A 14,347-nucleotide genomic window follows, 5' to 3' on the forward strand; every position below is an offset into this window, starting at 1 on the left:
CTGAACTACGCTTGTTTGTTTTTCAGGGTAGACTTCAACATTTGGAATAACCACTGATTCAAAGGTGCGTCTTTTTGCGAGCGGCGGCAGCTCATCACATAGCTCACATCTATGGTTCATGTTCGATTGTTAAAGTTACTCCAACAAAAACACAGATACCAAACGAACAAAGAATTAGAAATACAACGAGGTGATGTATGAACAAGTTAATCGCACTTGGATTGATGGCTTTATCTATGAACACGGCTTTCGCGGCTGACGGTACTTATGCGAGTACTCTCGATATGATGAGAAGCGAAGGCAATCAAGTAAAGGCTGAGCGTGTTGAATCTGATCCAGTGCTTGAAGGAAGAAATGACGCCGCTAATGGCGGAATAAAATTCCAAAAGAACGTTGATCAAGACCAAACGATCCAGCTTACAGGTCGTCGTGATTAACGTTAAAGATGTGCTTACCATTGTCATGAGAAATGCTGGGCCCTCGGGTGCAGCATTTTTCGTTATTGGGTTGTGGAGTATTTTATAAACTCTAGCGATCTAGCCTTGGCATGTTGTGTAACGTGTGGCATTTTGTTGTTCTCTAATTTAAGAACGCGACTCGGTGTTGGTTAAGCATTACAAACCAGTAAGCGAACGCTCGAAAGGACTAGGAATGACTCAAAAAGAAACGGGAATGATTCGTCATATTCTACTGATTAAGTTTAAACAAAACGCTGAGGCTTCAGAGGTTCAAAAACTAAAGATGTTGTTTGAAGCGATGCCAAACAAGGTTGAAGGGGTCACTTCAGTAGAATGGGGATTAAATGACAGCCCTGAAAACAAGAATCAAGGTTATACCCACTCGGTGTTAATGACGTTCGCCGATGAAGAAGGCCGTCAGAATTACCTTCCGCACCCTGAGCATGATGCGCTGAAAGATGTGTTTCGTCCGTTGCTAGACGACATTATCGTGTTTGATTACTCCCTGTAATTAGGTTCTGAGTAGGCCTCTTGTGTTTTACTTAGCTTCAATAATGAAGGGTTAGGGCCTAGCAATTAAGCCCTAACTCAATAAGAAACGACTTACTCTGTTGGCGAAATAGTGACTGGTGCAAACGATGCGACAGCATTCCCGCCTGCGCCCCAGCGGTAGCGAGGCCAGAAGATAACTGTCTGATTGGGGTAGTACGTCTGTTTGTCGTAGTCCAGATAAGGCATCTCAACGAGGTCTATCTGTGGTTCTAAACGACCTTTATGTCATCTACTGTTTACGCTCATTTTTATTCCGTTAACCTGCCAATAGGCAGTAAAGTTAACGCAAAGCGTGAATAAGAATGGCATTACTTTTAAATAATGCCGTTGTGCCACGGTTAAGCTCTAGTCAATTTGATAGCCACTTCTGATTCCAGTTCACTTAATGGTCGAGGTTTACTGAAGTAATAACCTTGCAGCAGATCTATCCCCAGTCCGTTTAGGCGTTGGTTATGATCAGCAGTTTCCACCCCTTCAGCTACAACACGATAGCCCAAGCTTTTACCCATCATGATCATAGTGTTGACGAAGTCTAAGTTGGTCTGCCCTTGAGTTATGTCAGAGATAAATGAACGGTCGATCTTTACTTCACTTAGTGGAAGTTGCTTTAGTAGAGATAGAGAAGAGAATCCCGTGCCAAAATCGTCAAGAGAGATAGAAATTCCTACATCGTGTAGTTCTTTAAGTGAGTTTATGCATAACTCGTAATCGACAATTGCTGCTGACTCGGTTATCTCAATACAGAATAACGTCAAAGGAAGCTGGTATTGGCGAATAGTTCGAATGATTTCTTGAGCGAAGTGAGGCTGTATCAGCTGTTTTGCACTGATATTAATGGAAATATGGCTCATGGTTTGTAGCCATTCAGATCCTTCAACATCCTTACAAACTCGATGAATGATACATTCACCAAGCTTGCTGATTAGGCCAGCTGATTCAGCAACCTCGATAAACTGGTCAGGAGGGACATCCCCCAATGTTGGAGATTCCCATCTTGCTAGTGCTTCAACAGCAGTAATCTTTTCATCTTGCCCACAATATTGAGGTTGGTAGTGCACCTTTATTTCTTGTTGAGCGATGGCACGACTGAGTTGGTGCTCTATTTCGATTATGTTTTCCGTCTCTTTTGCCATTGACCTTTGAAAGTTGAGATAGCTTTGTCCTCCCAGCTTTTTAGCTTGATACATGGCAATGTCGGCCTGCTTAATTAATTCTTCGGCACTTACGCCATCATAAGGATACATAGCGATGCCTAGGCTTCCTTGGCTGATAATCTCAATATCATCAACGATCAATGGATTTTGAACGGCATTTAAAATCTGCGTGGCGAGTGCGTTGATGTCTGCTTCGGAACTGACATTACACAAAAACAAGAATTCGTCACCTCCCAAACGTGCGACAAGGTGTTCACTTGATAGCACGTTCTGAATATGTTTGGTCACGTGGCAAAGAAGTGCATCACCGACGTGATGACCAAAAGAGTCGTTGATAATCTTAAAACGGTTAAGATCCATCAACATGACCGCGCGTTTTTGGTTAGGTCGATTCACAATGTGTTGCGCGATGCTTTCCATTATTTTCCGGCGATTAGCGATGCCAGTAAGCGCATCATAATACGCCATGTGTTGAATCTTTTCCGCATCTTCTCGCTCTTGAGTTACATCCGTCATTGAGCCAATGAAGCGCACAGCCTGCCCTTCTGCATTATGAACCGCTGAGCCATTGGCATGAACCCAGATATATCCGCGATGTTGCGTCTTCATCCTGAATTCACATTTGAACGGTACTTCTTCGTTTAAGTGGTTATGAATGGCGGACTCGAGAAGTTCTAAGTCTTCTGAGTGTATATATTGGAACAGATGGTCACATCCTAACTTACGATCAGAAAAGGTATCTTGACAGCCAATCATTTTGGTTAACCGACTGTTCCAGACAAGAGTATTGGTTAGTAAGTCCCAATCCCAGATACCATCGTTTGAGCTGTTAGATACTACTTTGAGCTGTTGCAACAACTGTTGGGAGTTCTTCTGACGATTGTTACTTGTATTGATAAGCTCGTCGCGCTCGATGAACAGTGCGAGCATATCTAAATAATTGTTGAATACCGATTGTGTACCGATATCTTGGTGATCTTGCAATGAATCAACAACAGCGACGAGCTTCCAGTGATCTTCTTGCCCTGAGTTGATAGGAAGAATGGAAGCAACGAAATGATCATAGCGTTCGAAAAATGGGAAATTGCGAATATCGTCTTGAATATCTGTTTGTTGCGGTAGGGTAGTTGGCTGAGTCATGCCTTTTTCTACCCATTTCCTAATAGTGTATTGCTCCGAATTACACTCAGCGAGACAGGCCCAGTCAAGATTGTTTCCGTAAAGGCTTTGAGCATCTCTAATTGAGTCAAAACCTCCTTGTGCTTGTGAATAGAAATTTTCGAATATCTCAGCGGGAGAACGCCCTTGCACATTTAAGAGGATTTGGCGAGTTGAGTTGATATCTTCTTTATGTTCGAGATCTGGGTTTGTGTTACCGCAAGACTGATGAACGATGAGCTTTTGCGGGACACTATTATTGGCATTATTAAAAGGCTTCCCAGAAATACGTTCCAACACGCGGTGAAATACTTGCGTCGCTAGAAGCTCAAGCTGTTGGTCTACTGTTGTTAACTTGGGATTGAATTGTTGACCGACGAAAATATTATCAATGCCTACGATGGCGACATCGTCAGGTACCGAGATATTGCTGTGAGACAGTTGCTCCATCATACCTACAGCATTGTGGTCAGTTGCGCAGATAACCGCAGTGCATTTGGATTTACGCTGTATAAATTCTATTGCGGCTTCTCGTCCCCCAGATAGAGAACAATTCGACACGCGGAAGAAATGGCGTTGGTTGAATGAGCCTTTATGATCAATCACCGTGCGTTGATACGCTTTGAAGCGAGACCTGATATCATTAACAGTGAGATCGCCACAAAAGCCGATTTCTTCGTGTCCTTGACTTTGTAACCATTCATAGAGCTTAGTGACACCATCGCTTTGCACACTATAATACTGCTCAACTGGCAGCGGCGCATAGCTTGCTCCAATAGAAATGACTGGAATGTTTGCGTTTATAGCTTCTTCGATCAACTTTACTGTCGCTGCATGGAGAACGACCACAAGGGCATCGAGATGATTAAAATATATAGGAAGTTTAAAATCTCTTCGCTCACCCGAGCGGATGAAGATCAGATTGACTTTATGGTTTTTCGCAAGCCTTCTAAGGGTTGCATTTAGCTCGCCCATGTAGAAGCCACTGAGCATAGGCAGCACAATGCCAACGGTAGGACGTTTTTTAGATGTAACAATAGTCATGTTATTAGCCGGTCGAAAGTTGTGTTGTGTAGAACTGTTTTCGGGGGAGAATAGGTATCTTTTTATTATTTCTTCCATGCTCTACTAAGCGAGCTTGAAAATAAACTTACGGCAAAAGGAAATGCAAAACCACGCACAATCCGAGTAAGTCTAACTCATATATTTGAGAGGTTACTCAGAAGCTGTCCTCAATTTATGGACATGACTTAAGCGACTGATCTGTTCTGACAGTACCTAGAATAACCGGAACGGATTATGAATAGAAACGCAGAAACCACTCTCCTGAATTTAATTGCAACAGTAAATGACATACAAACGTAGAGGTAGCGCACAGAATCGAAAAAGGGGATATCGTGATCACATAATCATTGATCTAGCCGAGAGTGAGATAGTGGCGAGAGTTCGATAATTCGTTGTCGGATCTAAATTAGAACTGTAAATCTAATTTCTAAGTAGTTGTTATCTCAGGAAGAGTTTTTGTGCTATGCGCCCCTATATTAAATACATTATCCCTATTTTAATTCCTTTCATTATCCTCGTAATGCCGCTATCAGCGTTTCCATTTGAAGGCCTTACGATTATTCAACAACGCGTTATTGCGATCTTTTTGTTAGCGGCATTGTGCTGGGTGTTCGAGCCTATCCCGATTTACGCGACGTCTGTTGTTATTATCGTTCTGCAATTATTGATGTTGTCGGATAAAGGGCTGATCTTTTTAAGGTTTGAGCATGGGCAGGAACATTTTGGTGAGTTGTTAAAATACAGCGACATCATGGCGACATTCGCCAGCCCAATCATCATGCTGTTTTTGGGCGGTTTTTTCTTAGCGATGGCCGCCACTAAGTATCGATTAGACGTAAACTTAGCCCGTGTATTATTGAAGCCATTTGGACAAGACCCGAAGTTTGTGATGCTCGGCTTAATGTTGATCACTGGTATCTTTTCGATGTTTATGTCTAACACAGCAACAACGGCAATGATGCTCTCTATTTTAACGCCGGTACTGGCTGTGTTTGGCCCGAAAGACCCCGGTCGTATAGCGTTTGCGCTTTGTATCCCTGTTGCCGCTAACATCGGTGGCATTGGTACCCCGATCGGTACTCCTCCGAACGCTATCGCACTTAAATATTTAGTTGGTGACAACCTCATTACGTTCGGTGAATGGATGGCATTTGGTGTGCCGTTTGTCGTTATTATGATGGCGTTAGCGTGGTTTTTAATAGGCTTTATGTACAAAGCTGACCAAAAGAAAATTGAACTAAGCATCAAAGGTAAATTCCTTAAAACGCCCAAAGCCATTGCAGTGTACGTCACTTTTGCGCTGACCATCATTCTTTGGTTAATGGGTTCAAGCCATGGCATGAACTCTTACACCGTCGCTCTGATTCCTGTCGCTGTGTTCTCACTCACAGGGATCATCAATAAAGAAGACCTGAAGAAAATTTCTTGGGACGTATTGTGGCTTGTATCAGGTGGTATTGCGCTTGGTTTAGCGCTCGATAAAACTGGCTTAGCAAAGCTCGTGGTACACAGTATTCCGTTTGATAGCTACTCACCCTATGTGGTGTTGTTCGGAGCGGCGTTCTTGTGTTTGGTAATGGCAAACTTTATGTCTCATACCGCAACGGCTAACTTGTTAATGCCAATTATGGCGGCATTAGGTTCGTCTATGGCTTCACTCACGCCACTAGGCGGTGAGCTAACGTTAATTTTGGTTGTGACTTTTGCCGCTTCATTAGGTATGTCGCTGCCAATCAGTACGCCACCGAATGCGTTGGCTCATGCCACTGGTCATGTGCAAAGTAATCAAATGGCCAGAATCGGTATTATTTTGGGTGTGGTTGGTGTGCTACTGAGTTTTGTTATGGTGTGGGTGCTACATTCAATTGGTCACATAGGATAACGATACGTGTATCAACAAAAGCTAGAAGCACTGATCGAGCGCTATTTTAACCAAACAGAACGTCGGGTGACGTGCTGTGCCGGTAACACCATTATTGAACAATCAGCGTTAAACACTCGTTTATATTATGTGTTTAGTGGAGAACTGGAAGGGTTTTATACCGATGCGAATACACCGCAAGTGCGAGTATTTAGCGCGGGTAGTGGGGCTTTTATAGGCGTTCATAGCTTCTTTTCAGGTAATTGGACAGCATCTTCAACGGTTGTTGCTAAAACCGATGTTGAGTTAGCGTGGATCGATAAAGACACGCCTGCAGAAGATGAACGTAACTTTGGTCCTCTTACCGCACAGTTCACACCTGTGATTGTCAATGAGTTGTCGCGTCGTCAACGCCGCGCAACACAAGAAGCGATAGCGAAACAAAAAGCGCTAGAGAAGTTACATACTGCTGAGCAAATGACGACCTTGGGTCAATTGGCTGCAGGGATTGCTCATGAGCTTAACAACGCTATTGGTGTCGTAAATAGTAAATCTGGTCGACTTGAAACGGTCATCATGGATCTGCTTGAAGAAGTGCATCCAGAAGCCAGTCAATTTTTCGATTTTGGGTTAATGCATGGTCAGAAAACGTCGTCGTCAGAAGCACGAACACGTGGGCGACAATTTGAAAGAAAATATGGTTTAGACAAAAACATTGCTCGCTCTCTTGCAAAGGCGATTCCAATTGATGCTTTATCTGCAACAGACGTTATTTCAAAGCATTGGCTGAAAAAACCAGAAGAAGCGATTCGTTTTTGGCAGATGGGCTGTGATTTACATGATTTGCGTTTGGCATCTAGACACACCGTCGGCATCGTAAAATCGGTTAAACAACTTGGCAGAGTTGATATCGACACCGAAGAAGCGGTTGATATTAACGACTCCATTAACCATGCCTTATCGTTGCTACAAAGTGAGTTACGTAGAGTGTCTGTGCGATTGAGCCCTGCGGATTTACCGTCTTTTAAAGGCTCGAAAACAGAGCTCGTTCAGATTTGGGTCAACATTGTAAAGAATGCTTGTGATGCAATGTCGAATTCAGACGATGCCGCAATAGAGATTCAAACCAGATTAAGTAAGAAAAGGATATTAGTTACGATCGCGAATAACGGCCCTGAGATAGACGAGGCGACTCGTAGAAAGGTATTTCAGCCCAACTTCACCACTAAAAAAGGTGGTTTATCGTTTGGATTGGGCTTGGGTTTATCAGTAGTTAAGCGGATTGTGGCAGGTTATGGCGGAAGTATTATTGTGAAAAGTGATGCTTCTAAAACGGTATTTAGAATCAAGTTACCAATAGAGGGTGAACATGGAGAAGCTTAATTTAATCTGTGTCGATGACCAGAGAGAAGTACTGAGCGCAGTGATACAAGATTTAGAGCCGCTGGCGAGTTGGCTGAATATTGAAGATTGTGAATCAGCGCAAGAAGTGCTTGATCTCATTGATGAACTTGACGCAGAAGGCGAACACATTACCGTCATCGTGTCTGATCATGTGATGCCAGGGAAAACGGGTGTGGAGTTACTCACTGAAGTGTTCCATGACAGTCGCTTTCCGAATACCAAGAAAATTCTTCTTACGGGGCAGGCCACTCATACTGATACCATCAATGCGATTAATGCAGCAGGCATCGACCGTTACTTTGAAAAGCCTTGGCAAGCAAGCACATTGGTTGAGTGCATTCGTACTCTTGTCACTGAGTACATATTTGATCAAGGGCTTGATTACACGGACTATCAGAATGAGCTCGACCAGCAGGTTGTGTTCAGACGCTTGCGTTAGCCTCTTATGTTAGCGACTTACATTATTCACTAGTGTAAGTCGCTTGAAATTCTATGCACCGAAGGACGCTTTCTGAAGGGTTTTTCTTTGAAAGATGTAATCTTTCGCTGCTTATTTTACCTACCTCTTTTAGTCGTTCAGGTTTTGGTACTCAGTTATTAACACACTGGTTGCTGGCTTTAGTCTAAAACTCATACGCCAACGCCAACGCCAACGGATGCATTGTGTTTTCTTCAGGAACGATTCCCTGAACATACAGCAGAACTTCGTACGATGCCGCTTTCTCTATATTCAACATTTGAATGCAATTTGTGGAACATATCAAAATTAATTAAATTGATAGTAAGTTATTACTTTTCATTATGTTAGGGTTCTTTTCTTAAGGTCAGTGGATTAGGAAGAGGCTCATGAAAAAGAGATTTGTCATCGCAGTATCAATTGGCTTTGTTGTCTTCTTCCTCGTTGGCCGTGAACTTCAATGGTTCGGGACCAATAATTCCGAGTCGTTTCCTAAACTTCCTGATGGTCCCCAATTTGTTCCTTCTACCGATTTCGACGGTGAGTGGCTAGGTCGTCGTATTAATACTACTGGCAATAATATGTGTGAACGCACAACCATCACCGGAACCATTAATGATGGCAAAGCCACGCTCAGGCTTACTTACAATGGAACGCCGCTACAAGGTTGGGTTTCTGAAAATGGAGACTTACGTCTATATGCCAAGCATCGCCAGTGGGATTATCGATTTTCAGCACATGGCAGTGGCAATAGATTTGATGGTCGTTGGCATTTAACCAATGGCCCGTGTAAAGGCACTTGGTTTATAGAAAAAGCCAATGACATGTAGGGCCGTAAACGCATTATATACTTGGAATAACTTAAACAATTTCCACACGCATGTGTACGATTTAGTTCAAAGATATAGATAGGAAAAACCATGAGGATTGTGATTTTTATCGTTACAGTGATTTTAGTTAAATCAATTGAAGCAAAGTTTGGGCACACCTATAACATCTTTTCAGAACCACTTGATATCAAGTTAGCCGCTCTTGATTTTGTCTTGTGGGTTTCAGTCTACTTTGGTTTATCTTTTTTTATGAGAAGGGCAAAGGTATCCTGACTAAAATGGGTAAAGTTAAGAATCCTTAATGGGTTGTATGAATTAGCCGAACAAGATGTTTATGGTAAATTCTAGTTATTAATGAAGTTGTACATGGAGGTGCAATGAACATCGGAATCTATATTTATAATCAAGCAGAAGTTCTCGACTTCTCTGGCCCATTTGAAGTTTTCAGCACTGCAAAGCGTTTAGGTGCTGAAGATCTAAATGTATTCTTAATCTCCGAAAATGCGGGACCAGTTATAGCTCGTGGCGGTTTCAAGGTATTGGCTGACTATTCGTTAAACAATCATCCAAAGATCGATTTATTAATGGTCGTTGGTGGTGCGCACACTGACGAAATGAACAAACGAAATGTACTCGAGTGGTTAGCTTCTGTTTCAGGTTCAGCCTCGCAAGTAGTGTCTGTTTGTACTGGTGCATTTCTTTTGGCTAAAGCTGGTTTACTTGAGGGATTAGCAGTCACGACTCATTGGGAAGATATTTCCGACTTAGCGTTGCAGTTTCCAGGTTTAGATGTGATCAGTGATAAACGATGGGTGACATCAGAAAAATTCACAACTTCTGGAGGGATTTCTGCAGGTATAGATATGAGCTTACATTTAGTATCAGTACATTACGGTCTGCAATTTGCCTCGAAAGTAGCGCGTCAAATGGAGTACAGTTGGCATGAATGTACATAACTAACCTTTCTAAAATGATTCAGCATATGTGGCATTTCTCAATGCCGTATTCAGATGTGATTTGAAAACAAAGGACACAATATGGAAGTAAGGTTGGTCAAAGGTTCCGATGCTAAGTTCGCTGAATCGATCACTAAAACGAATATGGCGAGTTACTACCAAGCTCGTGGCATCGCTTGGGGTCATAGTCAGTTTTTACGCAGCTGGGATGAGCTGGATAACTATGAAATTTATGTGGGAGATAGCCGTATTGGTGTTATCCGCTTCAGTTACGCCGGTGGTACAACGTTTCTTAGGGATTTGCAGATATTAGCTGACTGTCAAGGTCAAGGTTTTGGCTCTAAGTGTCTCGATTTGGCTATTGAACATGCGAACAATCAAGCATCGGCTCAGTTAGTGTTGCGCGTGTTCAGTGAGAACCCCGCCATTAAGCTTTATCAATCAAAAGGTTTTACTCAGTTGTCTGAAGTGAAAGGGCTCGTTGAAGTGGAGCTGCCTTTAGGGTCATCATTGAGAGAGTGTCATGGATAACCGTATCCAACTAAATTTTGTTAAATACTTATTTTCAGAGTTGCTGTTTATTGTTATTGCACTAGGTCTTGTCTATTGGATATCAGACGGTGATCGTTCATCGCTGCTAACCATAGGGCTGATAATTTGTGTTCCTCCATTAATAAAAATTCTAATGTTGTGGTGGAAGCTTCGCGATAGCTCGTTTGAAATCACGAACGGTCATGTACGTTTAAATGGCGTTGCTTGTGATGTGACTTTACAGCGTAGCTTTCTTCCGTTTGAAATTGGCTCATTCATCAAGCTTTCATACACGAAAGGTGCAATGCAGAAACACAATATTTACCTTTCTAAAGGCGCAATGAGCAAAGAAGAATGGAGCCGTATGTTAGCGTGTCGAACTAGGTCGCCATAAAGAAGCGACATCGCTGTTACTTGAGCTTTTAGTTTCCACGACGAATAGCGATGCGATTAAAGAGTACCAACGAGCGATCTCTTTATATGCTCAAGACCTAGATAAAACCTGGTAAGCAGCGCGTAAAGCTCATCAACTCACATAACAAAAAGCCTAAGCATCAATATGATACTTAGGCTTAAAGGCATAGTTTTTGTTCTTTAGGAAAGCGTTACGCTGAAAGCTCTTTACGAACGATCTCTGCGCCAGCACTTAGCGCATTAAGCTTCGCTGAGGCTATCTCGCGAGGTAGGGGAGCCATGCCGCAGTTGGTGCAAGGGTAGAGCTTGTCTGCATCAACATACTTAAGTGTTTCTCTTAGAGTGCTGGCCACTTCTTCCGGTGTTTCAATCGAATCGGTTGCAACATCAATCGCACCGACCATTACTTTCTTGCCTCGTACGAGCTCAAGCAGCTCAAGAGGTACATGAGAGTTGTGACACTCTAAAGAGATAATGTCGATATTCGATTGCTGCAGCTTAGGGAAGACTTCTTCGTATTGGCGCCACTCGGTGCCTAATGTCTTTTTCCAATCCGTATTCGCTTTAATGCCGTAGCCATAACAAATATGGACTGCTGTTTCGCACTTAAGCCCTTCAATGGCTCTTTCCAAACAAGCGATGCCCCAATTGTTCACTTCATCAAAAAACACGTTAAACGCAGGTTCATCGAACTGAATAATATCCACGCCTGCCGCTTCAAGTTCTTTGGCTTCTTCGTTGAGGATCTTTGCAAATTCCCACGCCAGTTTTTCACGGCTTTGGTAATGCGCATCGTAAAGTGTATCAATCATGGTCATAGGCCCCGGCAGAGCCCATTTGATCGGTTGGTCGGTTTGCTGACGTAAGAACTTCGCATCTTCAACAAACACAGATTTCTGACGAGAAACTGGGCCTACAACCGTCGGTACACTCGCATCGTAACGGTCGCGGATTTTAACGGTTTCACGCTTTTCAAAATCAACGCCATTCAGGTGTTCAATGAAGGTCGTTACAAAGTGTTGACGTGTTTGTTCGCCGTCACTCACAATATCAATGCCTGCTTGCTGTTGCTCGTGCAGAGAGACACGCAGCGCATCTTGTTTGCCGTCTGTGAGTTCATCGCCTTGAAGTTTCCATGGCGACCAAAGCGTCTCTGGTTGTGCAAGCCAAGACGGTTTCGGCAAGCTGCCCGCTGTTGAAGTCGGTAATAGTGTTTTCATAATAATATTGCCTATCCTTGGGTGGTTTGAGAGCGCAATAGACGATTAAAGTGCGTAATTTGCCGACCAGTTCTCTAGAACTGATTGGTATGGCTTAATGAACTTCTCTTCTGCGAATTTACCTTGTTCAACAGCTAGCTGGCTTCGTTCTTCACGGTCGTACACGATTTGAGTCAGCGAGTGATCCAAGTTTTTCAAGTTTGGTTGGTAACAGTTACCCGCAACCGCGTTCGCGTTGTAAATCTCAGGTCGGTAGATTTTCTGGAACGTACCCATGGTACTGATGGTGCTGATAAGCTCTAGGTTAGAGTAATCGTTCAGCAGATCACCAAAGAAATAGAAGGCCAAAGGTGCAACACTGTTAGGCGGCATGAAATAACGAACCTGTAAGCCCATCTTTTTGAAATATTGTTCAGTTAAAGAAGACTCATTCGGTTGGTATTCAAAACCTAATACTGGGTGTTGGTTTTCAGTGCGGTAATAGGTTTTATTATCTGACACGCTTAAGCAAATAACAGGTCGTTTATTGAAGTTCTTTTTGTAAGCGTCAGAGTTAACGAAATATTTAAAAAGCTTACCGTGTAAGTCACCAAAATCTTCTGGAATGCTGAATTTATCTTGGCCTTTATTATGATCCAATAGACGTACGCTAAAGTCATAATCTCGAACATAAGAAGAGAAGTTATTTCCGATAATGCCTTCAATACGCTCGTTAGTTTTACGGTCTACAATATTGGTTTTCAGCACTTCAATTGAAGGGAATGCTTCGCCGTTGCTTTCAATATCCATATCAACAGAAATGATTTCAAGCTCAACAGAGTAGCGGTCGCCCTTAGGGTTATCCCAGTGCGCTAACGCGTTGAAACTGTTATCGATCATTTGTAGTGCATTGCGTAAGTTCGCTTGACGGCTGTCACCGCGAGCCAGGTTAGCAAAGTTGGTAGTGATACGCGTGCTGTCTGCAGGCTGGTAGTTTTCGTCGAGGCTAATGCTCTTAATCGTAAAATTAAATTCTTTATTCATGCTGATTTGGTATCCCAATTTTTTTTCTGATTCTCTCGGTCTTTAGTATTAAAACGGCTTTTATTTTTTGCTTGTGACCGGATTAAGAATCGAAGGCTATGCTGTCTGAAATTAATGCTTAGTAGAATTAATGTCGTATAAAGTTAATCGCTTAAGGTTTTTATACGTTGATAGGTTGACCATTAACAATGGTATTACTTCACATTCAACATGAGGAATATTCATGATCTATTCTGTTTGAATATTTTAGTCGGTGTCAGTTATATTAATTAGCTTGATGGAAATATAACCGCATTAATAGTGTGCTATTTAAGACGATTAATTTAATTAAGAGATGGATGAAATGAGTGAATTGCTGTTGTTGATTTTCTACTGTGCGTTACTGGGCAGTGGTGTTGGGTTTCTAGCCGGTTTGTTAGGTATTGGCGGAGGGCTGATCATTGTTCCTGTGTTAAGCAGCATTTTACTGTATTTAGAAGTTCTACCGTCTGACCAAGTTGTTGTCGCTGCGATTGCGACCTCACTGGCCTCGATTCTATTTACTTCAACGTCTTCTGCGCTCGCTCACCACAAGAACGGCAACGTGCCTTGGGACTTGGCACCTTGGATCATGTTGGGTGTTGCTCTAGGTGCTTTGGTTAGTGGTTTTATGGCGGCGTTATTACCGGAAAAGGTTGTTCGTATCGTGTTTGCTGTGAGCGTGGTTCTTATCGCGATTAAGATGTTCTTAAGCAGTAAAAGTGACGCGCCTAAAGAGCGAAAGCTACCGAATAAAGGTGTATTAACGGTTCTGACAACCATTACTGGCGGTTTGTCTGCAATGATAGGGATTGGTGGCGGAGCATTGCTGGTTCCGCTATTAACGTTCTTCTCTGTCGATATGAAAAAGGCCATCGGTTGTGCCTCGGCTTGTGGCATTGTGATCGCGTTGTTTGGCTCGATAGGTTACATCAGTTCAGGCAGCAGCCACTTTGCTCTATCAGATGGCTTTGCTGGCTTTGTTTATCTGCCTGCGCTGTTGGGTATTGTATGCACGTCTTGGTTTACGGCTCCGTTAGGCGCAAAAGCCACCAACCATTTACCGGTTCCAACGATTAAGAAAATCTTCTCAGTACTGCTGGTGGTTATCGCAGCAAGCATGGTTGCTCGTTAATAAAAGATCGTTCAAGTGTGAATATACAGAACAAAAACGAATAAATTGATCAACCACCAATAATTAGAAAAGGGCAGTTTCATAACTGCTCTTTTTGTTGTGCGCCGAGCA

The 14,347-nt window shown here is 42.8% G+C and carries 13 protein-coding genes and 2 pseudogenes; 10 read left to right on the forward strand and 5 right to left on the reverse strand.

The genetic code is table 11. The annotated features are described in order from the left end of the window. Nucleotides 1-5 precede the first annotated feature (5 nt). Nucleotides 6-116, reverse strand: a pseudogene (locus AB4583_RS15925) (LysR family transcriptional regulator); the annotation flags it as partial. 81 nt (nt 117-197) lie between these two features. Between AB4583_RS15925 and AB4583_RS15930 the strand changes: the two are divergent. Then, nucleotides 198-437 carry a hypothetical protein gene (locus tag AB4583_RS15930; RefSeq protein ID WP_017069969.1) on the forward strand — a complete coding sequence of 80 codons (240 nt, stop codon included), beginning with the start codon at nt 198-200 and terminating at the stop codon, nt 435-437. Nucleotides 438-651: 214 nt separating this feature from the next. Continuing rightward, on the forward strand, nt 652-969 hold the full coding sequence (locus AB4583_RS15935; RefSeq protein WP_372118249.1) for a Dabb family protein: 318 nt from the start codon (nt 652-654) through the stop codon (nt 967-969). 146 nt (nt 970-1,115) lie between these two features. Here AB4583_RS15935 and AB4583_RS15940 read toward each other — a convergent pair. Together AB4583_RS15940 and AB4583_RS15945 are read right to left on the reverse strand one after the other, a co-directional pair. Beyond that, a pseudogene (locus tag AB4583_RS15940) lies at nt 1,116-1,226 on the reverse strand (DUF3103 family protein); the annotation flags it as partial. A gap of 122 nt (nt 1,227-1,348) precedes the next feature. Further along, nucleotides 1,349-4,366 (reverse strand): EAL domain-containing protein, encoded by a 3,018-nt coding sequence (locus tag AB4583_RS15945; protein WP_017069971.1) that lies wholly within the window; start codon nt 4,364-4,366, stop codon nt 1,349-1,351. A 484-nt stretch (nt 4,367-4,850) separates the two neighbouring features. On the opposite strand from AB4583_RS15945, the gene AB4583_RS15950 reads away from it, so the two are divergent. The 7 genes from AB4583_RS15950 (at nt 4,851) to AB4583_RS15980 (ending at nt 10,820) form a co-directional block, all read left to right on the forward strand. After that, nucleotides 4,851-6,269 carry a DASS family sodium-coupled anion symporter gene (locus tag AB4583_RS15950; RefSeq protein WP_372052205.1) on the forward strand — a complete coding sequence of 473 codons (1,419 nt, stop codon included), beginning with the start codon at nt 4,851-4,853 and terminating at the stop codon, nt 6,267-6,269. A gap of 6 nt (nt 6,270-6,275) precedes the next feature. Continuing rightward, entirely contained in the window at nt 6,276-7,631 is a 1,356-nt protein-coding gene (locus AB4583_RS15955) for an ATP-binding protein (RefSeq protein WP_372118253.1), read from the forward strand. After that, nucleotides 7,618-8,091, forward strand: coding sequence for a response regulator (locus AB4583_RS15960; protein ID WP_017063648.1), 474 nt, complete (start codon nt 7,618-7,620; stop codon nt 8,089-8,091). The genes AB4583_RS15955 and AB4583_RS15960 overlap by 14 nt, the downstream gene beginning before the upstream one ends. A 407-nt stretch (nt 8,092-8,498) precedes the next feature. Beyond that, a complete protein-coding gene (locus tag AB4583_RS15965; RefSeq protein WP_372052203.1) occupies nt 8,499-8,939 on the forward strand; it encodes a hypothetical protein in 441 nt (146 codons plus the stop codon). 377 nt (nt 8,940-9,316) lie between these two features. After that, nucleotides 9,317-9,895, forward strand: coding sequence for a DJ-1/PfpI family protein (locus AB4583_RS15970; RefSeq protein WP_017069666.1), 579 nt, complete (start codon nt 9,317-9,319; stop codon nt 9,893-9,895). An 81-nt stretch (nt 9,896-9,976) separates the two neighbouring features. Further along, on the forward strand, nt 9,977-10,426 hold the full coding sequence (locus AB4583_RS15975) for a GNAT family N-acetyltransferase (RefSeq protein WP_372118258.1): 450 nt from the start codon (nt 9,977-9,979) through the stop codon (nt 10,424-10,426). Continuing rightward, nucleotides 10,419-10,820, forward strand: coding sequence for a hypothetical protein (locus AB4583_RS15980; RefSeq protein WP_017062409.1), 402 nt, complete (start codon nt 10,419-10,421; stop codon nt 10,818-10,820). The genes AB4583_RS15975 and AB4583_RS15980 overlap by 8 nt, the downstream gene beginning before the upstream one ends. A gap of 211 nt (nt 10,821-11,031) precedes the next feature. Here the strand turns inward: AB4583_RS15980 and AB4583_RS15985 are convergent, their stop codons facing one another. Both AB4583_RS15985 and AB4583_RS15990 read right to left on the reverse strand, forming a co-directional pair. Next, nucleotides 11,032-12,060 (reverse strand): methionine synthase, encoded by a 1,029-nt coding sequence (locus AB4583_RS15985; RefSeq protein ID WP_017062410.1) that lies wholly within the window; start codon nt 12,058-12,060, stop codon nt 11,032-11,034. Between the two features lie 45 nt (nt 12,061-12,105). After that, a complete protein-coding gene (locus AB4583_RS15990) occupies nt 12,106-13,083 on the reverse strand; it encodes a DUF1852 domain-containing protein (protein WP_017064213.1) in 978 nt (325 codons plus the stop codon). 343 nt (nt 13,084-13,426) lie between these two features. Here AB4583_RS15990 and AB4583_RS15995 point away from each other — a divergent pair, with 343 nt between their 5' ends. Continuing rightward, nucleotides 13,427-14,236 carry a sulfite exporter TauE/SafE family protein gene (locus AB4583_RS15995; RefSeq protein ID WP_371725624.1) on the forward strand — a complete coding sequence of 270 codons (810 nt, stop codon included), beginning with the start codon at nt 13,427-13,429 and terminating at the stop codon, nt 14,234-14,236. The last annotated feature ends 111 nt before the right edge of the window (nt 14,237-14,347 follow it).

Origin of the sequence: Vibrio sp. 10N.222.49.C12 (assembly GCF_041475025.1) — a bacterium.
Lineage (GTDB): Bacteria > Pseudomonadota > Gammaproteobacteria > Enterobacterales > Vibrionaceae > Vibrio > Vibrio crassostreae_C.

Bases quoted from the DNA above. Each gene is read 5' to 3' on its own strand.
- AB4583_RS15945 (WP_017069971.1), bottom strand. From the start codon at position 4,366: ATGACTATTGTTACATCTAAAAAACGTCCTACCGTTGGCATTGTGCTG.
- AB4583_RS15980 (WP_017062409.1), top strand. From the start codon at position 10,419: ATGGATAACCGTATCCAACTAAATTTTGTTAAATACTTATTTTCAGAG.
- AB4583_RS15995 (WP_371725624.1), top strand. From the start codon at position 13,427: ATGAGTGAATTGCTGTTGTTGATTTTCTACTGTGCGTTACTGGGCAGT.
- AB4583_RS15960 (WP_017063648.1), top strand. From the start codon at position 7,618: ATGGAGAAGCTTAATTTAATCTGTGTCGATGACCAGAGAGAAGTACTG.
- AB4583_RS15930 (WP_017069969.1), top strand. From the start codon at position 198: ATGAACAAGTTAATCGCACTTGGATTGATGGCTTTATCTATGAACACG.
- AB4583_RS15985 (WP_017062410.1), bottom strand. From the start codon at position 12,060: ATGAAAACACTATTACCGACTTCAACAGCGGGCAGCTTGCCGAAACCG.
- AB4583_RS15975 (WP_372118258.1), top strand. From the start codon at position 9,977: ATGGAAGTAAGGTTGGTCAAAGGTTCCGATGCTAAGTTCGCTGAATCG.
- AB4583_RS15990 (WP_017064213.1), bottom strand. From the start codon at position 13,083: ATGAATAAAGAATTTAATTTTACGATTAAGAGCATTAGCCTCGACGAA.
- AB4583_RS15950 (WP_372052205.1), top strand. From the start codon at position 4,851: ATGCGCCCCTATATTAAATACATTATCCCTATTTTAATTCCTTTCATT.
- AB4583_RS15965 (WP_372052203.1), top strand. From the start codon at position 8,499: ATGAAAAAGAGATTTGTCATCGCAGTATCAATTGGCTTTGTTGTCTTC.
- AB4583_RS15935 (WP_372118249.1), top strand. From the start codon at position 652: ATGACTCAAAAAGAAACGGGAATGATTCGTCATATTCTACTGATTAAG.
- AB4583_RS15970 (WP_017069666.1), top strand. From the start codon at position 9,317: ATGAACATCGGAATCTATATTTATAATCAAGCAGAAGTTCTCGACTTC.